At 39.6% G+C, this 22,664-nt stretch carries 14 protein-coding genes and 1 tRNA gene; 6 read left to right on the top strand and 9 right to left on the bottom strand.

Annotation, left to right across the window (positions count from 1 at the left end):
* Positions 1–49: 49 nt before the first annotated feature.
* From AC012T_RS04880 to AC012T_RS04870, 3 genes are all read left to right on the top strand, one after another.
* On the top strand, positions 50–844 hold the full coding sequence (locus tag AC012T_RS04880) for an HAD family hydrolase (protein ID WP_487063600.1): 795 nt from the start codon (positions 50–52) through the stop codon (positions 842–844).
* An 857-nt stretch (positions 845–1,701) separates the two neighbouring features.
* On the top strand, positions 1,702–2,040 hold the full coding sequence (locus tag AC012T_RS04875; RefSeq protein WP_487063598.1) for a Mo-dependent nitrogenase C-terminal domain-containing protein: 339 nt from the start codon (positions 1,702–1,704) through the stop codon (positions 2,038–2,040).
* Positions 2,041–2,062: 22 nt separating this feature from the next.
* Entirely contained in the window at positions 2,063–2,335 is a 273-nt protein-coding gene (locus AC012T_RS04870; RefSeq protein ID WP_487063596.1) for a cupin domain-containing protein, read from the top strand.
* 284 nt (positions 2,336–2,619) lie between these two features.
* Here the strand turns inward: AC012T_RS04870 and AC012T_RS04865 are convergent, their stop codons facing one another.
* Positions 2,620–3,183, bottom strand: a complete 564-nt coding sequence (locus AC012T_RS04865) for a thermonuclease family protein (protein ID WP_487063594.1) — start codon at positions 3,181–3,183, stop codon at positions 2,620–2,622.
* 492 nt (positions 3,184–3,675) lie between these two features.
* Between AC012T_RS04865 and AC012T_RS04860 the strand changes: the two genes are divergently transcribed.
* Entirely contained in the window at positions 3,676–3,918 is a 243-nt protein-coding gene (locus AC012T_RS04860; protein WP_487063592.1) for a hypothetical protein, read from the top strand.
* Positions 3,919–3,934: 16 nt separating this feature from the next.
* On the opposite strand, the gene AC012T_RS04855 is transcribed toward AC012T_RS04860, so the two are convergent.
* Complete coding sequence (locus tag AC012T_RS04855) at positions 3,935–4,717, bottom strand: TrmH family RNA methyltransferase (RefSeq protein ID WP_487063590.1); 783 nt, start codon at positions 4,715–4,717, stop codon at positions 3,935–3,937.
* A gap of 252 nt (positions 4,718–4,969) precedes the next feature.
* A tRNA-Leu gene (locus AC012T_RS04850) sits at positions 4,970–5,051 on the bottom strand.
* A gap of 351 nt (positions 5,052–5,402) precedes the next feature.
* Here AC012T_RS04850 and murA point away from each other — a divergent pair.
* Together murA and AC012T_RS04840 are read left to right on the top strand one after the other, a co-directional pair.
* Complete coding sequence (murA, locus tag AC012T_RS04845) at positions 5,403–6,782, top strand: UDP-N-acetylglucosamine 1-carboxyvinyltransferase (RefSeq protein WP_487066442.1); 1,380 nt, start codon at positions 5,403–5,405, stop codon at positions 6,780–6,782.
* A gap of 232 nt (positions 6,783–7,014) precedes the next feature.
* A complete protein-coding gene (locus tag AC012T_RS04840) occupies positions 7,015–9,300 on the top strand; it encodes an AAA-like domain-containing protein (protein WP_487063588.1) in 2,286 nt (761 codons plus the stop codon).
* A gap of 147 nt (positions 9,301–9,447) precedes the next feature.
* On the opposite strand, the gene AC012T_RS04835 is transcribed toward AC012T_RS04840, so the two are convergent.
* From AC012T_RS04835 to AC012T_RS04810, 6 genes are all read right to left on the bottom strand, one after another.
* Positions 9,448–11,565, bottom strand: coding sequence for a prolyl oligopeptidase family serine peptidase (locus AC012T_RS04835; protein ID WP_487063586.1), 2,118 nt, complete (start codon positions 11,563–11,565; stop codon positions 9,448–9,450).
* Between the two features lie 129 nt (positions 11,566–11,694).
* Positions 11,695–16,632, bottom strand: coding sequence for a hybrid sensor histidine kinase/response regulator (locus AC012T_RS04830; RefSeq protein ID WP_487063584.1), 4,938 nt, complete (start codon positions 16,630–16,632; stop codon positions 11,695–11,697).
* 136 nt (positions 16,633–16,768) lie between these two features.
* Positions 16,769–19,942, bottom strand: coding sequence for a methyl-accepting chemotaxis protein (locus AC012T_RS04825; protein WP_487063582.1), 3,174 nt, complete (start codon positions 19,940–19,942; stop codon positions 16,769–16,771).
* Positions 19,943–19,958: 16 nt separating this feature from the next.
* On the bottom strand, positions 19,959–20,486 hold the full coding sequence (locus tag AC012T_RS04820) for a chemotaxis protein CheW (RefSeq protein ID WP_487063580.1): 528 nt from the start codon (positions 20,484–20,486) through the stop codon (positions 19,959–19,961).
* Positions 20,487–20,518: 32 nt separating this feature from the next.
* The gene (locus AC012T_RS04815) at positions 20,519–20,884 is read right to left on the bottom strand and encodes a response regulator transcription factor (protein ID WP_015212647.1); all 366 of its coding nucleotides are present in this window, start codon (positions 20,882–20,884) and stop codon (positions 20,519–20,521) included.
* A 199-nt stretch (positions 20,885–21,083) separates the two neighbouring features.
* The gene (locus AC012T_RS04810) at positions 21,084–22,289 is read right to left on the bottom strand and encodes a response regulator (protein ID WP_487063578.1); all 1,206 of its coding nucleotides are present in this window, start codon (positions 22,287–22,289) and stop codon (positions 21,084–21,086) included.
* Positions 22,290–22,664 lie beyond the last annotated feature (375 nt).

The following is a 22,664-nucleotide window of genomic DNA, read 5'->3' as shown; positions in this document are numbered from 1 at the left end:
CACATTACTGTATTATTAATATTTTTTTACATCATATTGTGATTTTATTATGTACAAACCCATTAGCGAATCTACGGAATTTAGGGATGTTTGCCTTGTAGCTACGGATATGGATGGCACTCTGACGAAGGAGGGAAAATTTACCTCCCTTTTGTTGCAAGCTTTAGAAAATTTAGCCGCCAACGGAATTCAGGTACTGATTGTAACTGGTCGTTCAGCAGGTTGGGTAAGTGGAATAAGTAGTTTAATGCCTGTGGTAGGTGCTTTAGCAGAAAATGGGGGTATCTTCTATCCATCAAATAACCTCTCACCAATATTGTTAACACCTATACCTGACATCGCCAAACATCGCCAAGATTTAGCCAGGACTTTTGAAAAATTACAAAGTCAATTTCCCCAACTTAGGGAATCTAGTGACAATCAGTTTCGTCTCACCGATTGGACATTTGATGTAGCTGCTTTGACAGAAACCGAATTGCAATCACTCAGTCATATTTGTCAACAAATGGGTTGGGGATTCACTTATAGCAATGTCCAGTGTCACATTAAACCTCAACAACAAGATAAGGCTGTAGGCTTGTTACAAGTGCTACGCCAATACTTTCCAGGATATTCACCATCACAAGTTGTTACTGTTGGCGATAGTCCAAATGATGAAAGCCTATTTAACCAAAATTCTTTTCCTCTTTCTGTCGGTGTAGCAAATGTAATTAAATACGCACATCAGTTGCAGTATCAGCCAGTTTATATAACCACTGCGGCAGAAGGGGAAGGATTTTGTGAATTATCTAATCGTATTTTGCAAAAAAAAGCCGAGGACAGGGGACAGGATGAAAGAAGTTAATACTTTAAGAGTTTGTTTGCTCACGTCTAATTTCACCTTATACTCTCCGCACTTCTGCTTGGGGAGTATAAACAACTTGGGCAGCTTGTCAAGTTCCCGCAGTCATTCGGAAAATTATATCTGCGGGTATTAATAAAAATTTTTTGAGCAGGTAATGTTCAAGGAATAATGACTATTTGACCCACAATCTTAATAGTTAAAAATGCATTTATAGAGTTATGGTCTATAAAAAAAGACGAACATCTTTAATAGCAGTCAGGTAAACTTTTATTTTAAATATTTACCTCACCTATCATGAAATATATTATAGCATCTTTTGTATTTTTATAACCTACTTATATAGATAGATTAGTTTGTACTTATCAAATAATTTATTGCTACTAGTTAGATAATTTTTAGGTTGACTTATGTAACTTATATAACATTTTCTTCATATATAATCTAATCTCATATAGAACATTATCATTGCTAACATTCCTATAACCTTTCTATAGCGTAACTTAAACTATATTTTTATCTGTACAGTTAGAATTTGTACTACTGTGTGCTTTCCTTACCAGGCATTTGCAATTTATATATGGGAACACAATATTTGACATCAGCAATCAATAAGTTAAGACAATACCATTTTTATAATTTCTTTGTTATTTTGTATTTAACGGGACAGTTCTCCAACATCCCCTGAGCTTAAATAGCAATTAGTTGAAGAACTTATCTGTTTCTTTTATGTAAGATATGTAAGTCGCAATTATCTTACCTAAGATTACCAAATGGGTGTATTTCTTTACAACAATTTGCATGATTATAAGCCAAATTGGCTGATTATCATCAATCTCAAGACAGCAGGATTTAGAACTATGATCACAACAAATACCCAATCTATCATTCTCCATACTTTAATTAGCCCTATGGGAGAAGAGCATCAAGCAGATAATAAATTTGATTTATTGCAACCAATACGTCAATGGTTGGATGAAATCGAGATTCAGAATCGTAAATTAGCTAAATTTATTGCTAAATTGATTCCTGCTCAGTGTCCCTTTGAACGTGACATCGTTTTGTTTGGTCGGAAAATTGCCCATATTCCTCCTATGTGTAAGCTCAATCCGCTATATGATCAATTAGTTGGCTTGCGTTTTCGTGCATTATGTTATTTAGTAGATAAGTGTGGAGAAGATATCCAATCATACTGCTGAATACAACTAGATCAAACATCGCATGAAAATTCAAATCCAGCATCAACCAACTCAAGATGATCTCAAAAAACTAGATGTTTTTAAATGGGCTATTTGGCAAAAAGAAGCTTCCAAATTTCCCTGGACTTATGATTCTCAAGAAACTTGCTACTTTTTAGTAGGTAATGTAATAGTGACTCCTGATGGAGGACAACCAGTGCAAATGGGTGAAGGAGATTTAGTGACGTTTCCTGCTGGTATGTCTTGTACATGGGAAATTATCAGCGATGTAAAAAAACATTATTGCTTTGATTAATGTAGTACTAAGAGTCAATTATTTTTCTCTTTGTCTCTTTGTCTCCTAGTATTCTGAATTATTCAGAAAACAGATATCTCATTATTGACTTGAAGTTAGTCTTGTATGGAGATTCGCAACGAGTGTGATTAACTAAAGTTGCCGGATAGATAAATGACTTAATATTCTTATCGTTCAAAGCTTGTTGCGACTCCATCCCCTAGGAAATATTCGTTAAAATTTTATACTTTCACCTACAGGTTTTAGCTGTTGCTATATCTAATCAAGATGGCAGCTGATTGTGGTTATTTATTCGCCTTTCGATACGCCCAAGGATCAACAAATTTAGCATCATTCCAAAGGCCAATCCGTTGCTGTTGCGCCTGAGCTTCGGCTTGTTGGACTAAATTTTGACTAGGACACTTGTTTAAATAAGGGCGATACGCTTTAGCTAATCCTTCCTGTAATAAAACTTGCTGTACAAAAGTACCATCTTTTAAACGCACTTCTGCAACTTTTCTCCCGTAGCGATCGCTATCCGTGATATTCAACTTGACGCGATGACCTGACTGTTTAACCAGTTCCTCTACCCGTGTTTGTGCTTTAATACCCCAAGTAAATTGATTAATATCTTTAGTAGATTTACTGTTCTTTTCTTTTTGAGAATGAGGTATTTCTGGTGCATCAACACAAGCAAAGCGCACTGTAAATTTATTACCATCAGCGCCTTTCAATACCAGTGTATCACCATCACTCACTCGCTCAACTGCATCACCAGAGGGGGGAAATAGGCTACTACACCCGCTCAGACTCACAATAAAGATAGCTGCACCTAAACTGATTAGAACTTGTTTAATGAATTGATTCATTTCCACCCACCAGATTATTATGAGATAATTTATCAAGGTATTAACCCATTAATTGAAAATTTCTTCTGAAAATTAGGACTTATGCAAAAACTTGCCCAAACTCCTACTCCTCTGTTTCCTCTGCGGTTAGTAATTCCATAACTGATGTGTAAGTTTTATGAATCTGTCATAGTACTTACGACTTCTAAGTAATACCACGGTTTGGCAATCAAGCCTGTTAATGTGTAAAATATATACCAAGTTAAATATAGGACTCCTATTTGATTTTTGAACAAACTCAGTACACCTTATATTCCTTCTTTTCTGTTCCCTGTTCCCTACCTCTACGAGTAAATATGCCTACGGCACGCTACCGCGAACAGGAATCAAACCGGATTCCTATAGTTGTGATTCCAATAGCTATCAGAATAATTTTAGATTGCTCACATTGAATGGATTTGCATAGACAATCCACGATTAAGTTACTAAAATAATCATTCTCACATTAATACCATGAAACCTATTCAGCAATATCAACGGTGCGCCTCTGCTCAAGAATTTCAAAAATCCCTCACTCAGTTAGAAGATATTTTAGAAGTCAATTCTACTCATCATCAAGTGGTTATAAAACTAGATGCTAGTAGCTCTATTAACAATGAATTCAGTGAAAGTGCTGAGGAAATTTCTTTAGCTGCTTTAGAGGATGCAGTTGCTGACATTGAACAATATTTAGACCAGAAAAACAAACGGAAGTAATTCCTAAATCAATAAATCACCCATAAATCTTTTGTCGCTGGACTTCATACAACATTAGAGCCGCTGCGATCGCAACATTTAAAGATTCTACTCCAGGACTGAGGGGAATTTTTACTTGCTGGTCTGCCATTGCAGCTAAATCTGCTGACAACCCAGCACCTTCATTTCCCAATAAAATCAAACTCGGTTTCCGCCAATCTACTTCCCAATAAGTTAAATTTGCATTGGGTAAGGTGGCTACTACCTGCATTCCAGCTTGCTGACTTTGTTTGACTGTTGTTCTTAGATCTTCACTTACCGCCATATTTAAGCGAAACCACTGCCCCGCAGATGCACGTAAAACCTTGGGGTTATCCAAATCAACACTATCATCACTTAACCATAAACCCGATACCCCAGCCGCAGCAGCAGTACGAATCATAGTCCCCAAATTGCCAGGATCTTGCAGAGTCTCGACAGCTAGAACCACACCACTAAAAGGGACTTGGGTTTGCTGTTGGGTGCGTTTTGCTATTGCCACTACACCATCTGGCTGTACTGTTGTTGCCATTGCCGATAAAACTTCTTCACTGACAATTTCAGCGCGATGGCACCGACTACAGACATCATCCCATAATTGAGGATGTACCATTTGCCATTGGGGAGTACAACACACCACTTCTAAGGGGTAATTCACTGCACAAGCTTCTTCTAACAAGTGCGTCCCTTCCAGTAAAAATAACTCTTGTTTGTGCCTCTCTTTGGTAGAGTGCAACTTACGGATTTGTTTAACTAAGGAATTTTGTAAACTTGTCAGCACAATTTTAAAATAATTTGTAATTAAGTTTTTTAGGACTTACGCAAAATACCATTTCACCGTGACCTCTGTGCCTCTGTGATATGCGCTACGCGCACGTTATTCCGTGATTTGTGCGTAAGTTCTAGTGTTGTAACTGAAATTCATACCCAGCCACAAAACTTGCTGTTTCTTAGTAGGCTACTTAAGCCCCAGATTTAGTTAAATTTTGATATTATTGGATTTTAGATGAAACTAAAACCCAAGTTATTGATATGCGGAACCCGGGACTTGAACCCGGAAGCCTTGCGGCACTAGAACCTGAATCTAGCGCGTCTGCCAATTCCGCCAGTTCCGCTGGCATCAATGTCTTATTGACAATTTCTTATTATTACTTAAATATTTGAGTTTGTCAAGCTGAGTTTATATACATAAATTTAAGCAACAGAAACCAATACTTACTGTGTATTAGTTTTTGAGCTTACTGAATATTTTTTCTGGTTGTAAATTTGGCGTTAGTATTTCTATGGTCGATAAGTAATCAAAGCTTATAAACCTTGCTAGTAGATATTTACAGATGCGAGAGAAAAGAGTTATAAAATTCATTTCCATGAATCATAATAGCAAAATGTAGACAAACCGACTCTTTACTGTAGAATCGAAACCAACTTCAAACCCTTATTATTACTTATTTTTTGGAGGTAGGCTTATTAATTCTTCTAGCAGCTTACCAGATGCCAAGTCTTCACCTGAAGCAGAGTCCCCAGTTTTGCAAATTTGGGGTGGGCATCCTTTACGAGGTCATGTAAGAATTAGCGGAGCAAAAAATTCAGCCTTGGTAATCATGGCTGGAGCTTTGCTTTGTTCAGGAGATTGTCGGATTCGCAATGTCCCATTATTAGCGGACGTAGAGCGCATGGGGCAAGTTTTATCAGCTTTGGGATTGGGCTTAACCAGACAAGACGACATATTAGATGTTGATGCCAGGGAAATTAGCACATCCAAAGCGCCCTATGAACTAGTTACTCAACTGCGAGCCAGCTTTTTCGCCATTGGACCCCTATTAGCGCGACTGGGAGTAGCACAGATGCCTCTACCGGGGGGTTGTGCAATCGGTGCTAGACCAGTTGATTTGCACGTCCGAGGACTGCAAGCAATGGGTGCAGAAGTGCAAATTGAACATGGTATTTGTAATGCCTATGTTCCTGGCAGCAATGGCAGATTGAAGGGAGCCAGAATCTATTTAGATACTCCCAGTGTTGGGGCAACTGAAACTTTGATGATGGCAGCTACTTTAGCTGACGGCGAAACTGTCATTGAGAATTCTGCTAGAGAACCAGAAGTGGTGGATTTAGCAAATTTTTGCAACTCAATGGGAGCGAAAATTCAAGGAGCAGGTACGAGTACAATTACCATTGTTGGTGTACCTCAGTTACATTCTACTGACTACTCAATTATTCCTGATCGCATTGAAGCAGGAACTCTTTTACTAGCAGGAGCAATCACTCGGTCAGAATTTACTCTGTCTCCAGTGGTTCCCGACCATTTAATTCCAGTGATTGCCAAGTTACAAAAAATTGGTGTACCCATCATTGAGGAAGGATTAGATTGTCTGAGAATTTTGCCAGCAGAAGTATTGAGAGCCACAGATATTGATACTTTACCCCATCCGGGTTTTCCCACAGATATGCAAGCGCCATTTATGGCATTGCTGACTTTGGCAGAAGGTGACAGCATCATTAATGAATCTGTATTTGAAAATCGTCTGCGTCATGCTTCTGAGTTAAATCGCTTGGGGGCAGATATTCGGGTTAAAGGTAATACCGCCTTTGTTCGCGGCGTACCAATGTTATCGGGCGCACCAGTCATAGGCACGGATTTACGAGCATCCGCAGCCTTGGTGATAGCAGGACTAGCCGCAGAAGGACAAACTACTATTCAAGGATTAAATCACCTAGATCGTGGTTATGATCGCCTGGATATGAAGTTACAGCAACTCGGAGCAAAGATTATCCGTGTAAACGAAGCATCAGCAGATGCAGAATTACATACGAATAATAGTAATCCTCCGGCTTCAGTTTCTATCTAGGGTTAGGGGATTTCTTATTTGGTTACTTAATGGCGGATTTTACCTGTTGATGAAATACCAAGTTGGTAATTTTCGCCATTAATTTATTGAAATTAATTTATTGAATTTTCTCAAATTCTACCCACTATCTAAAACTACAACTTAAGATTTTAGTTAAATTCAGGCACTAAAAAACCTATAACCATGTGACAATTAACACTGATGCAGGTTTTAACAGTCTAAAAAAATCCCAATGTTTATCAAACTCAACGCTACCTATCAACCAGGTGGTAGTCTACCACCTGATGCCCCTACTTATGTAGTGCGACAGGCTGACTCTGAACTTTACGAAGGGTTATTAGCTGGTGATTATTGCTATGTTCTCAACGCTAGACAGATGGGGAAATCTAGCTTACGAGTACGGACAATGGACAAGTTACGAGCTACTGGTATTAACTGTGCAGAAATTGAATTGAGCGGTATTGGTAGCCAGCAAATTACTGCACCCCAATGGTATGGGGGAATTATTCAGGAATTAGCGAGTGGTTTTAAGCTCCAAATAAATCGGCGTAGTTGGTTAAAAGAACATGATGATCTTTCTCCTATTCAGTGCTTAAATCAATTTATCGAAACGGTATTACTCACGCAAATTCAGGAAAATATTGTCATCTTTATAGATGAAATTGATAACGTGCTGGGTTTGAAGTTTTCTACCGACGAATTTTTTGCCCTGATTCGCCACTGTTATGAAAGTCGAGCCATCAAGCCAGCTTATAGGCGACTATCATTTGCTTTATTGGGGGTAGCTACGCCTTCCGATTTGATTCAGGATAAACACTATTCTACACCATTTAACATCGGTAGAGCCATTGAACTACAAGGGTTTCAACTACAGGATAGCGAACCTTTATCAAAGGGATTAATAGGAAAAATTAGCAATCCAGAAGCAGTATTAAAAGAGGTTTTATTTTGGACTAATGGACAACCTTTTTTGACACAGAAACTTTGTTGGCTAATTGTAAATTACTGCAATAACAGTAAGGATTTTTATTCTTTTCAAGAAGGTGAAGAATCGGAGTGGGTGGAGAAAATTGTAGAAAATCAAATTATTAAAAATTGGGAAAGTCAGGACGAACCAGAGCATTTAAGGACAATTCGCGATCGCATACTTCGCAACACTCCCAGAAGCCAACAATTATTACAGCTATATCAGCAAATTATACAAGAAGGAAAAATCCTTGCTCACAACTCCCCTGAGTACTTAGAATTACGTTTGTCAGGACTTGTCGCCCAACATCAAGGAATTTTAACAGTTAAGAACCCAATCTATGCAAAAGTCTTTAATTTGGATTGGGTAAATCAAAATCTGACAATACAAACCTCTAATTCAGAGTTGAACAAGCTCAAAGACATCTCTACAACTGTCTTTGTATCCCATATTAGCCCCTATAATCCTGTGTCTATAGACAATGACAATATAGATAACTCCCTCAATTCTCCCTGTTATCCAAATGGTGCAGTTCCCCTCAATTCTCCTTTTTACATAGAACGAGCTGCGGTGGAAACGCAAGTTTATGAAGAAATTAGAAAACCTGGGGCTTTAGTCCGAATTAAAGCACCTAGAGAAATGGGAAAAACATCTTTACTACTGAGAACCTTGGATTATGCGACTCAGCAAGGCTACCGCACTGTTAGCTTAAATCTAGAACAAATTGATGATGTAATTTTGAACGATTTGAATCGTTTTTTGCGCTGGTTATGTGCCAATGTTACTCGTCAACTTCAATTAGAACCAAAGCTAGAAGACTATTGGGATGAAGATATCGGTAGCAAAATTAGTTGCTCTCTTTATTTTCGTAATCATCTTTTAAAACAAATTGATTCCCCTCTGGTTTTAGCAGTGGATGAAGTCAACTATATTTTTGAACATCCTCAAGTAGCAAAAGATGTTTTACCTCTCTTTCGTTCATGGTATGAAGAAGCTAAGAGACAACCAATTTGGCAAAAATTACGGTTAATTATTGTTCATTCAACTGAAATCTATGTCCCTCTTCAGTTAAAACAATCACCGTTTAATGTCGGATTACCAATAGAGTTAAGTAGTTTCAATCTAGAACAGGTACAGCAGTTAGCTCAACTTTACGGACTCAACTGGACTGACTACCAAGAAGCTAGAGAACTGATGGCAATGGTAGAAGGACATCCAGCCTTAACACATACAGCTATTTATCATCTGAGTCGAGGAGATATTAGCTTTGCTCAATTCCTAGATACAGCAGCTACATCAACTGGAATTTATTCCTCTCATTTGCAGCGTCATCAAGCAATATTGCAAGAACAACCTGAATTAGCAAAAGCGTTAGATATGGTGATCAATTCTCAACAACCAATATCATTAGATTCACTCATGACTTATAAATTAAGCAGTATGGGGCTGATCAAACAGTTAAAGGATAAAGTGATACCAAGCTGTAAATTATATCAGCAATTATTTTGCATCCAGAAATACAGCAGGAGTCAGGAGTCGGAAGAGTTGTGAGTACCGAGTACCGAGTGCTTGACTCTCCTTCTTACTCGTTACTCGTTACTCGTTACTCATCGGTCTGTACTGGCTTGGTGTCTGGCTTTGAATTTAAATTCTGTACCGCATTGATCTGCAATCCGCTGTAGCAACTGGAAGTATCATCTAAGAGTTGGACAAAACTCTCACTAGAAATGCCCACTTATCAGCTACTTCCTCAATAATTTTTGCAGTTGGTTTACCTGCACCATGTCCCGCTTTTGTCTCAATTCTAATTAAAACAGGTGCATCACCATTATGAGCTTCTTGCAAAGCCGCAGCAAACTTAAAACTGTGAGCAGGTACTACCCTATCATCATGATCAGCGGTAGTAATTAAAGTAGCAGGATAAGCAGTTCCCGGCTGTAAATTATGCAAAGGTGAATAAGCATAGAGAGTTTTAAATTCTTCCGAGTTTTCCGAAGAACCATATTCAGCCACCCAAGCCCAGCCGATGGTAAATTGATGAAAGCGCAACATATCCATTACACCCACTGCGGGTAAAGCAGCACCAAATAACTCAGGGCGTTGTGTCATACAAGCACCCACCAACAAACCACCATTACTACCACCACCAATAGCTAATTTTTGAAATTGGGTGTAATTATTAGCAATTAACCATTCAGCCGCAGCAATAAAATCATCAAAGACATTTTGCTTTTTCTCCTTCATTCCCGCTTGATGCCATTCTTCCCCATATTCACCACCACCACGCAAATTAGGCACAGCATACACTCCCCCCATTTCTAGCCATACTAAAAGGCTAACGGAAAAGCTTGGTGTGAGTGAAGCATTAAAACCACCATATCCATAGAGATAAGTAGGATTATTGCCATCTAATTTAATATCTTTCTTATGAGTAATAAACATCGGTAATCTTGTACCGTCTTTACTTTGATAAAAGACTTGTTTTGTCTCATATTCATCAGCCTTAAAATCTACTTTTGGCTGGCGGAAAAGTTCACTTTTACCAGTTTTCATGTCGTAGCGGTAGATAGTTCCTGGTGTGGTAAAGCTGGTGAAACTATAAAAAGTTTCTGTGTCATGACGCTTACCAGCAAATCCTCCTGCTGAACCGAGTCCAGGTAATTCTACTTCCCTAACAAATTTACCTGAAAGGTCAAATATTTTAATTTGACTATGAGCATTTTGAAGATAGTCAGCAACAAATTGATTATTAAGAACGCCTACACTTTCTAATGTTTCTGCGGTTTGGGGTATAATTTCTTGCCAATTTTCTGATGCGGGATTTTTAATATCAATGGCAATAACTTTGCCTCGTGGTGCATTTAAATCTGTACGAAAATAAAATACCTGTTCATCGTTCTCAATAAAACTGTAATCAGCCTCAAATTGGTTAATTAGTTCGATAACTTCAGAATTAGGGTTAGTCAAATCTTTATAAAAAACCAAATTTCTAGAATCAGTTCCTAGCCAAACGGAAATAATTAGATATTTACCATCTTCTGTAACTTCACCAGCAAAACCCCATTCTTTCTGATCAGGACGGTGATAAATTAAGATATCTTCTGCTTGAGGTGTACCAAGTTTATGGTAATAAAGTTTATGGTAGTAATTAACATCTGTCTTGGAAAATTGCTCCTCTTCAGGAGAAATCAAGATTGCATTTTCTGCTGCTAATTTTGTTTTTTTATTTGGTTCATCATAACGACTGTAGAAAAAACCTTGATGATCATGAGTCCAAGATGCACCAGAAAATTTAATCCATTGTAAATGGTCTTGTAAATCCTGACCTGTTTCTATATCACGGACTTTCCATTCTTGCCAATCTGAACCAGATGCTGATAAACCATAGGCTAAAAGTTTACCATTTTCACTAATTTCAATTCCAGAAAGAGCAATTGTTCCATCTTCTGAAAGTTTGTTAGGGTCTAATAAAACTCTAGGTTCTGCATCCAGATTGGGCAGAGTGTAAAGCACACTTTGGTTTTGCAGTCCATCATTTTTGAAATAAAAATAAGTTTCACCTTCTTTAAAGGGAATACCATATTTTTCATAATCCCAAAGTTTGGTGAGACGTTGTTTAATTTGTTCCCTCGCAGAAATTTCGTTCAAGTAGCTAAAGGTAACTTGATTTTGTGCCTCAACCCAAGCTCTTGTTTCCTCTGAATCTGGATCTTCTAAGGCACGGTAAGGATCGGCAACCAAAGTACCGTGATAGTTATCAACTTGATTGCTTTTGCTAGTTTTGGGATAGGTGAGGGATTTTGGAGAATTAGACATAGTGATAGAAATTATGAACCGTGCATTTTCTATTCTCCCCATATCCCCAGTTTTAGGCTACTCCTGAAAGAATAGAAATTAGGTTTTGCGGAGATTGGGTCAGAATCTTTCCCAGTCCCCATTCTCCACCTAAGCTGTAACGAGTTTTTCTCCTTTCAACATCCGTGAAGCTGCTTCCAGTAGTGCTTCTTCGAGATAGGGCTTGGTAAAGTAACCACTAGCACCAAGCTGAACAGCCATTTGTCTGTGTTTGTCTGCACCTCGTGAGGTGAGCATGGCTATGGGCAGGTGGTTAAGAGTATTATCTTTTTGAATGCGTGAGAGCAATTCCAGTCCATCACAACGGGGCATTTCGATGTCACAGAAGACGATATCGCAAGGTAAACCGGAACGAAGTTTATCCCAAGCCTCTTGACCATCACGGGCTTGCTCAACACGATAACCTGCTTTGTTGAAGGTGAGTGAGAGCAATTCTCGGACTGTAATTGAGTCATCGACAATCAACACTGTGGGTTCAATCTTCACATCTGGAGTTTCAGGGACGGGAGAAGCTGTTTTGCGTTGCCAAGAACCGCCACCAATTTGTTTGGACATCTTACCTTGGAAGATGTCTATGATTTCTAAAACGTCGGCAATGGGCATAATGCGACCATCACCGAGAACTGTGGCACCAGCGACACCGCTGGGTTTGGGTGCGGGGCCTTCAAATTGCTTAATTACAATTTCTTGTTCGCTCAATACTTGGTCAATTTGGAGAGCGACCATTGTATTTCCTGAGCGTAATACGACGACAGAAAGTAGGTCATCATCTCTGGTATTACCGTAGATGTTACCGCGACTAATCTGGCGATTGAAAGCGAGAATTTCGTGTAAAGGTCGGAATGGCAGGACTGTATCCCGCCAGAAAATAAATGATTGTCCATCAGAATCTTGCTGAATATCTGTTGCGGATATGTCTAGTGTGTCTTCTACTCCGTCCATAGGGAAGGCAATTCTTGATTTATCAGAGATACAGCAGAGGGCTTTACAGATACTGAGGGTGAGTGGTAAGCGAATGGTGAAGGTGGTTCCTTTACCTATGATTGAATCTGTACCAACTGTGCCGCGAATTTCACTAATGTCAGTACGAACTACGTCCATGCCTACACCGCGTCCTTTGAGATCATCAATCTCATCAGCAGTACTAAAACTGGGTAGGAATAAAAGATCGTAGAGATCTAGACGAGACATATTTTGTGCTTCTTCTGGTGTAATTACACCTTTTTGAATCGCCTTGAATTTGACTTTTTCGTGATCGATACCAGCGCCGTCATCAGTTACAGAAATTACTGTTTGGTTTCCCTGGTGGAAAGCGCAGATGGTAATGATGCCCATTGCTGGCTTGCCAGTAGCTTTGCGAACCTCTGGAGTTTCGATTCCGTGAGCGATCGCATTATTGAGCATATGAGTTAGTGGATCGGTGAGATGATCTAAGATCATTTTGTCAATTAATGTATCTGCTCCTTCTGTGACTAAATCCACTTGTTTGCCACACTTAATGCCGTTCTCGCGCACTCCTCTCCGCAAGCGATCGATAGCCTGGGCAAAAGGTATCATTCGGGTTCTTGTTAGTCCCTCTTGTAGCTGGGTGGTGACTTGACGGAACTGCCGTGCCACTCGTTCGGTTTCTTCGGTGACGAAATCAATGTCACTGGCTGATTCTCGCACCCGCACAATAAACTCAATTGTCTCTTGGGACAATGTATGAAACAGGGTAAAGTGATCCATTTCTAGTTCACTAAATCCTCTGTCTTGGGAACTGCCAGATGAGCTACTGTGGTCTCTTGATGAGCGATTCCGGCTGCTGAGGAGAGATGCTTCTAATAGCGATCGCTCATACAATTCCTGCATCCTCGCGCCTACATCCGAAAGATGCTGTACCTGAATTAGCAAGTTATCTAATGATTGTCGTAGCCGTTCATGATCCTGCTCTAAGGTATTACGATTAACTACCAACTCCCCAACTAAGTTGCTCATTTCATCCAGTTGTTTAACTGGAATCTTCATACTTTCTTCTCTGACTCGTCGAGTTGTGGGACGTGGTGTTTTGCTGGTACTAGATTTAATTACTCTGCCTTGGGAACTCATTGTTTGATCCGCTTCAGCGAGTAATTTCTCCAAATCCCTAAATTCATCAGGCAGTTCTGAAGATACAACCGGATTGTGAGCTTTTGCCACTACAGGTTGATAAACTTTTGGTGGTACTGCTGGTGTTTCTGCGATCGCCAAATTATTGCTTCCTAGTAATTCTTCTAAAGCCGCAAAATCTGCATCTGGGATGGCAGCGCTGGTACTCACATCTAATTCTTCATCTTCTAGTAATGCGTCTAATTCGGCAAATTCATCGAGGAAGGAGGCTTCATTCTCAATAGTATCTACTACTGTATTTTCTACCTCTAATTGTTCAGTATTTTCTGCTAATGTGTGATTATTTTCATCGGTTGCAGCCAAGACTGCCAATTCCATAGCAGATTCATCTGCTTCTAAACCCAATTCTAAGGAATTAGCATCTACAACTGTGTTGCTTGCTGCTATTGATAAACTATCTGCCCAATCACTGCTTTCAGAATTGATAATTAACTCTTCTTGGTTGGTCACTGCTGGTAAAGCAGTTACAGGCGCATCTATTTCTGTCAACTCCAGTGATGAATTCTGGTTGCTATCATCATCAAAATTAACCAGGGTATCCTCCAATTCAGAGGATTTTTGGGAAGATTGGTTAGTAAATTCTGGGCTGAAATTTAATGCTTCTGGCTCTTGAGAGAAGCTATGTACTGCCGGCAATGACGATATTCCACCATCATTAACTATGGAGAAATTGAATTGAGAATCTGCAAAATCAGCAAATAAGTTATCGGCCGTATCTGAGGTCAAGTTTAGATTATCAACCTCTTCTTCTTGAACAGCAAAATCAAAGTCTTGCAAGTAAAAACCGAGGTCGTTGTCCGATTCCTGATGGTCACTTACAGCTTCACCATCCCCAGATAATGCTGCAAATAAACTTTCCTCTAATTCCCTAGCTACATCTTGCTCTACAACAGCGGCGATTTCTTGGGTGGGAACTACATCTGTCTCGTTCCAGAAGCTGTTGAAGTCGTCCTCATCTGTGGCAACTTCTACGGCTGTTGTTTCTGCTGGTAAATCAAATATATCTCCAATGCCTAAATCATCTATTGGCTCTTGTGTATCTTCTGCGAGTTCGTTGAACAGATTGTCCAAAGACAAGCTTTCTGGTGTTGTTTGATTCTGTTCTAATGCAGGGATATCAAAGGTTAGGGTCAGTTCTTCTAGGGAATCAGCATTTTCAGTTGGTAATAAGTTCTCAACACTGTTGGCGGTTATGTTGGATAATTCTAAGTTAGGATTAATTTCAATTTCTGCTAGAAATTCTGGTGCTGTAGATAAAGATTTATTTTTATCTGTTACTGCCAATGCATTTTCTACAGCATTGATATTTGTTGACTCAATTTCTCCAGAATTAACTGTCGATTCTGCATTGATAATTGCAGTCGGAGACAATTCCAGATTTAGATTATCAAGGGAATTTTCACTAGATTCTCTAGTCTGAATAGTTGTTGTTTGCTGTTGTAGTTCTAAATTTTCTGCTTCTAAGAAGTTTTCGCCAAATAATGGAGTCAGATCTTCTGGAGTATGAGTGGGGCTTTGTTGCTGAACATTAGTTTTATCCGTATCCAAGGATAGAAAATAATCTAAATCAAGATCATCATTCTCATCTTCAATTTCATCATCACTAATTCCTAGCTGATTGATTGTGGTATCTAGAATTTCTCCTTTTTGCCAGGTTTCTTCCAGTTCGGGAGTTTCACCTTCAAACAAGTCAGCTAGAGTATTTAACTCTGAAATACCTACCTCTGGCCCAGTGAGGTCAATAATATGATTGAGGTTGAGTATTGAGTCTTGATAACTGAATAAAGAATCGGCAGAAACAGCAGTTGCATCCGTGTTTATTTCTGCTATGTCTGGCAAGTTATCAAAGGGATTAGCGCTGGTATCTGCTGCTAAATTTAGTTCTTCTGTTGTTTCAAATATAATTGTGCTATTCTCTTCTAGCCACAAATTATCTGTATGTAGTTCCAGTGTTTCTGGTAATTCTGTTACTGCTTCTGATTGGTCATCTGCCCAATCAAGTGTTAGTTCTAATAGCTCCAGTTCTGGAAGTAGCTCAAGTGCTTCTAGCTGTGGACTAATAGTTATTTCTGCTTCTCTACCTTGAATAACTAGTTCCTGAGCTTGTTTGATTTCGGTAATAATGATTTTGGCTAAAGTGAGATAGGAATTTTCAGGATTTGCGATCGCATTACCTGCTGCTTTACACAAACTGCACCAGTTGAGCAAATTTAATTTCTCACCCAGCTTAACTAATTTGTCACACCATTGCCGTAGATCGTCTCTGGATGAGGATACGCTGCTTTGCTTAAACAATTGCAACATATCCCGTAGGGCTTGTAGAACTTGAGTTTGGAATTCTAACTCATCATCGGTTTTGCTGCCTACTAGTGGTTTTTGTGGTTGCGGCTGAGGTCTATAATCCTGTTTTGGCGGCGTTGTTGGTGCAGATTCAGCTAATAAGCTGGCACCATCAGTTGATTGTAAAAGTAGTTCTAGATGCTGATTAAGCCCTGCAAATATAGGTTCACTTTCTAACATCAAAGTATGCGCCGTTTCATCTGAAAGACCAAACGGACTACCCAGATGATCTAACAATGCTTTTAAAGTATCAGATACACCCAGAAACAGAGACTCTAACTTTTGGTCAACTGCGACTGGATGCTCTTTGAGAACTTTGAAACAATCTTCCAGGCGGTGAGATGTTTGTTGGATACTATTAAAGCCCAGCATAGCCGCACCTCCTTTGATGGAGTGAGCGGCCCGGAAGACTTCGTTGATCATTTCTGGGTCGTTGAGGGTATCTTGTAGCTTCAGTAACCCCTGTTCGATAGTATTCAGGTGTTCTCTGGCTTCTTCGATAAAGTAACCCAAAATCCGCTGTTGTTGTTCCGGCTGCATAAACGATGAAGAATAAAGGATTAATGATTAAGGCTGTAGATCCCCCGATGACAGCTTCCTGTACTCAACATGAGAATCCTCAAGGTAGAATCGGTGATGAAGCATGAACTATGATTCATGCTTCATTTTGCATTTTTTACCTGGATTCAATGGTTTCCACTCGGAAGCGTTCCACAGAAGCAATCAAGTCACGAGATACCCCTACTAAGTGTTGTAAGGCTCCTGAAACTCGCTGTGCTTCTTGAGAGGTTTCTTGGGCTGTGAGTTCCACTGATTGCATTACCTGAGCTACAGCACGAGAAGTTTCCGTCTGTTCTACGGTGTCACTGGTAATTGAGCGCACCAACCGATCAATATGATCGGCTACTTGAATGATATTTTCAAGCGATCGCTTGGCTTCTTCTGCTAATCTTGTCCCTTGAATTACTTGTTGTGTACCTTCTTCCATCGCTGTCATTACAGAACTGGTTTCGCTCTGAATTTGCATGACGATTTGTTCAATCTCTTTTAAAGATTTGGCAGATTTGTCTGCTAACTGACGCACTTCATCAGCAACAATTGCAAACCCTCGTCCAGCGTCTCCGGCTCTTGCTGCCTCAATACTGGCATTTAGTGCCAATAAGTTGGTGCGAGAAGCAATCTGGGAAACCAAGGCGACAATAGAGTTAATTTCTTGGGATGATTCTGCCAATCGTTTAACTTTGCGGGTGGTTTCCGCTACTGTTTCCCGAATTTCCAAAATCCCTGCCACGGTATTTTCTACTGCTTCCCCTCCTTTGAGTGCGATCGCACTGGCATCACGAGCTACAGTTTCTGCCTCTTTTGCAGCCACTGCTACCCGTTGAATAGATTCAGTCATCACCTGTACGGAATTCAAGGTAACAGCTAACTCTTCTGCTTGGCGCAAGGCATCACCAGACAAGGCTCTAGCAAAGGTTTCCGAGTTAGTTGAGCCTTTGGTTACTTCTCTGGCAGCCACTTTCACCTGTTGCACAATATCCCGCAGGTTTTGAATTGTCAGGTTAAAAGCATCCGCTACGGCTCCTAGCACATCGGCTGTCACCTCAGCTTGGACTGTGAGATCTCCTCTCGCTGCTCCTTCTACATCGTCCAAGAGGCGAATTACCTGGCGTTGTAGGTTTTCTTTCGCTTCTTCTTGCTCAACTGCTTTCCTTTGCGCTTCATTAGTAGTCGTGAAAATTACCCGCGACATATCGTTGAAGCTAGTGGCTAAGTACCCTAACTCATCTTCTGAATAAACTGTGGCTTGAACATTCAGATTCCCTTCCCGGACAGCATCAAACTGTGTTTGCAGGTCTTTGGTAGTGCGCCGAATTTGCTTGAGTGCCAGATTCCCCATGAAACCTGCTGTCACTCCTCCAGCAATTCCCGCCGCTAAAGCCATTGCCCAACCTGTATTCCGCACTGAAGCCCGTTGTTCTGCCGGAGAAAATTGAGTAGCTCCAAAGCTAATTACCGCTGCTACTACTGCTGATGTTAAACCCACTGTGCCAGCGATGTACCATTGCTTGGTTTCTAAAGAAGCATTCTCAAAAAATGCAAACAAGCCTTGCTCAACACTGACACTAGGTTCTAGCTTAGAAGCATCTGATTCAGTAAATACAGGTACGGCTTCTTGCGCCCCAGTAATCGAGAACAGTTCCTCATCACGGTCAATACTGTTATCGGTTTCGTCATGAAAACTATGGCTATTTGTACCACTAAAACTATGACTATTCGTACCACCAAAATTATGGCTATTTGTACTTCTGATTCCCTGTGATTGAGATAATGAATCCACATCGCTGTAGCTAGAATCTCCAGTCAAATCAAAGCTAGGAATATTACCTAAATCATCAAAATCATCAAAATCATCTAAAAACTGGATATTATTTTTAGAATTTTCTCCCCGTGAAATACTCGAAACACTATGGATATCTTCATCATCAGGAAAGCCTTCTGAGCCAAAGGCAGACTCAAAAGCCTCTAAATCGAAATTATCATCATCAAAGTTATTTTGTTTCTGATTTGTATTTAAGTTAACCGATTCGTTCCGATGCTCAAAACTACTGTTCCAAGACGACGATATTTCAGTATTTAAATTTGATTCTTGAGCGGTTTCTATTTCCTCAGAAATTTGAGATAATGAATTATCTAAACCACTCAAATATGTATGTTCGCCGCTGTCTCTGAAATCATTGTTGATTAAATTATTGGGTATTTCTTGATCATATATACCGACGTTTATCTCCTCCGAGCTATGGTTAACAAAGTTAAAATCCCCCATACTTGTATCTTCAAAGTCTGATGAATTTTGTTCCATCAATAATTCAGGCGTATGTTCCCAATTATTGACGGCGTTCATCTCCTCCGCATTATGGTTAGCAAAATCAAAATTCCCCATACTTATATCTTCAAAGTCTGATGAATCTTGTTCCATCAATAATTCAGGTGTAGGTTCCCAATTATTAACTTCTCCAAAAGGTGAGTTTGTCTGCTCGTCTTTTATTCCTGAAAATTCCTGAGCAGAATTGACTTCAATATCAGCAAAAGGATTATTTTCTCCTGAATGTCCTATATTTCCTGTTGAAATATCTTCTTGCCAAAAAGGAGGTAATTCCAAAGCTCCCGATGCTTCATCACTATCAATACTTGCTTGTGGCTCTAAAGTCAGAGGTAGGTCGAAAGCTCCTAATTCTCCATTATCACTAATGCCACTTGCATCTGTACCTTTTAATGGCTGATCTAAAGCGAAAGGATCATCCCCAAAAGTCATGATGTTATTTGGTATTTGATCAAATCCTAGATCGTCTAAATGGCTATCAAAGGGATTATCCTGAGATATATCTTTGAGGGCATTGTCAGATGGTTGATATTCACCAAAAGATTGCAGATCAAAGTTGCTGTCATCAAAATCTCCAGCAACTCCCAAATCTAATAACTCTGCCTCATTAGCTACCAGACCATTAGACATTCCTCTAGAATTTATTGGCTCATCAGTTTCTATTAATGATTCTCCTCCCCCAAATGACTGTAAGTATTGATTGATATTCTCAAGGTAACTAGTGGCAGAACCAATAATTTCCTCATCATCTGTTAAATAAGATACTTGCTCATATTCGGTTTTTGCTATCTCAAACTGCTGCAAAACATAGTAGATGTGGCCTCTTAACAGATGAGAGTTTGGGTCATCTGGTAAATTTTGCACCACCTGGTCTACTAAAGTAGCTGCAACTTCATAATCTCCTTCTGTATAAGCTTTTACGGCTTGCTGATATTTTGAATTGTGATCATCTATATTTACTACCATTTCCTCCCTCCCAACTTCATCCTGCCCACCGCGCACTTCGCAAAATAGCTGTTTGATCTATTAGTCTTAGATACTTATTATTTTTAGTATCTAACCATTCTCCACGCAAAAATGGAGCCATAGTATCTGGTACGTTATTTGATGGCATCAGATACTGTACATCAAGCCAGCCCATTCCACAGATTTGCTCTACTCCTAAACCTACTATTATGTCTTGATCTTCAATAGCAATTACTGGTATCTCAGACCTATCCGTGTTTAATGCCGTTCCCTCCCCCAAAAACTGTCCTAAATCTGCCACCCAAATTAATCTGCCTCGCAAATTTAGAGTACCCAAAAGCAAGGGAGAAGCATTAGGAATCGGAGTGATCCGATCTGGACTGAGTTCGATTACTTCCCGAATCCCAGTGGCTTGCAATGCAAACTCCTGAAATGAGGGAAGGTAAAATCTTAAATGTAACTCACCTTCGGGACTTTCTAGTTGTAATTCCGGGCGAAATTGATCTTGACCACTACCGCTTAAAAAGTCTGGTTTGCTGACCATATTTTTGCATCTGTTGTTATTTTTATCGACCTTTATCCTCGTAGCAGTTGTTTGACTGTTCCTACCAATTCAGTTGGTTGAAATGGTTTGGCTATGTAAGCGTCAGCCCCTTGTTTCATTCCCCAGTAGCGATCAAATTCTTCCCCTTTGGAAGAACACATGACCACAGGAACATTTTGGGTTTTAGGATCAGATTTTAACCGCCGACACAGTTCGTACCCATTCATGCGGGGCATGACAATATCCAGAACTACTAAATCGGGAGGTTTGCTTTGAATTGCTTCTAAAGCTTCTACTCCGTCACAAGCATGGGCAACTGTTAAACCACTGGCTTTCAGGAGGTCTGTAATCATCTCCCTTTGAGCAATGCTGTCTTCAACAATCAGAACTGTACTCATAAATACCTATCTACCTCCTGATTTAGACTTTGTGTTTCTAGAATGAATATTCATTGGTTTTCTAACAAATATTAACTGTATAAATTAATTCTAGTATTGTAATAATTTACTGATTCTAGACATCTTACTGGAGTTAGCTGATTCTGTGATAACATTTTTTACCCTATGTTTGAGCAAATCCACAAGTCTTGTATTTCGTTTATATTCCCACACCAGAATCTATGTTGATATATTTTTCGACCAGCATCAGTAATTCTGTATCTGAAAATGGCTTTGTTAAATAATCTGTAGCTCCAACCATCCTAGCTCTGACACGATCAATGAATCCTTCTTTCCCGGTCAGCATAATAATTGGGATCAGCCGAAATGCTGTGGAATGTCGCAGCATGGCACAAATTTCGTAACCGTCTAATTCCGGCATGGCGATGTCGCATAAAATTAAATCTGGCTTGAGTTGAAAAACTAGGCTGAGGGCTTCTAAGGGTTTGGTGATGCAGATGGCTTCATAGCCCTGTGGGTTTAAGATTGACTCTACAGTTTGGCAGATTGCGATCGCATCTTCAATACATACTATCCGTCCTTTGTTCTGATCTAGTTGCTCCCTGTTTGGTATTTGATTACTAGGGCTATCAGTCACAGAATATACTAATTGTAGCCACCCCTGTTGTACGTAAGGATATATAACTTTGGCAACGGTTAAAATGTCACGGTTGAGATAACGAGCTAACTGCCGTAGGGATGTTTTACCATCTGCCCAATGTTGTAATTTATTAACTGTTGATGCTGGTAATGAATGGCGAAATCTTTCTATATCAGCCAGTACTGGCAACTGTTCTGGCGATTGAATATGGGGATATAATTGTTTCCATTCCTGTACTTGTTTAGTGATTTTTGTTACTAAAGTATTTATCTCCAAGCTAGTTAATTGCGGAACAAGGGCTGTACCTAAATCAAAAATGAAACTACCTTGATGTAAACTCAACAGATCAAAGAGTGTCTCATGTACTAAGCCATGAATGATATTGCGAGCTATTTTTGGGGTAATAATATTCTGCTCTAGAAGCGCCCAAATGTAGGCGTACTCTGGGGAATTCGTAGATTCTAAGGTGGCAAGTTGCGTTTTATTAAGTCGCTTCTCAACTCGATAATGACGCAAGTAATCATCAATCCGAGATAAACTACTTTCACCAGCTTGACAATAGACTATTTGACCGTTGAGGAAAAATACAAACCAAGATAGTGGTTTGCTCTCTCCCGACGAACGATACTTGAGAATGTCTTCTCCACTCAGTTTGTGAGTTGGGTAAGAATGATGCGCTTCTACCCACAACTGTCCAGTTCTTTGTCCTAAGGAAATCAGTTGTAGGATACTGTAAATGTCAATTTCGTTTAAATTTCCCTGCATTTAGCTAAAAAACCCTCCGTGGCATTCTAGAGAGATTACTATCTCAATTGTTACTTTCAGTTTTTTCATGTTGCAACTCAGGTTAAGATGACCTAGACAAGTAGTCTCAGAAGCCAAACATGATCCTTTTATGATCAATGATTGACAAACTTAGTGTTCACACGGTAGTCATAATTACTATCATGGGTACAGGATATAAAAGATGCGACATTGCCGCGTCTACCAAATATCAAGATATATCAAGATGTGAGATATCACTTCCATAAAATAGTTTTGTTTATCTTGTACTGTTAAACTGAGGTTAAACAAGACAATTTAACAAAATAATCTAAGATATATCCCAAAACACGGACGTAAAGTGCATCAAAAGGACTA

Source organism: Anabaena sp. EIM26, from assembly GCF_057568715.1.
This window is presented reverse-complemented; position numbering and strand designations above follow the sequence as displayed.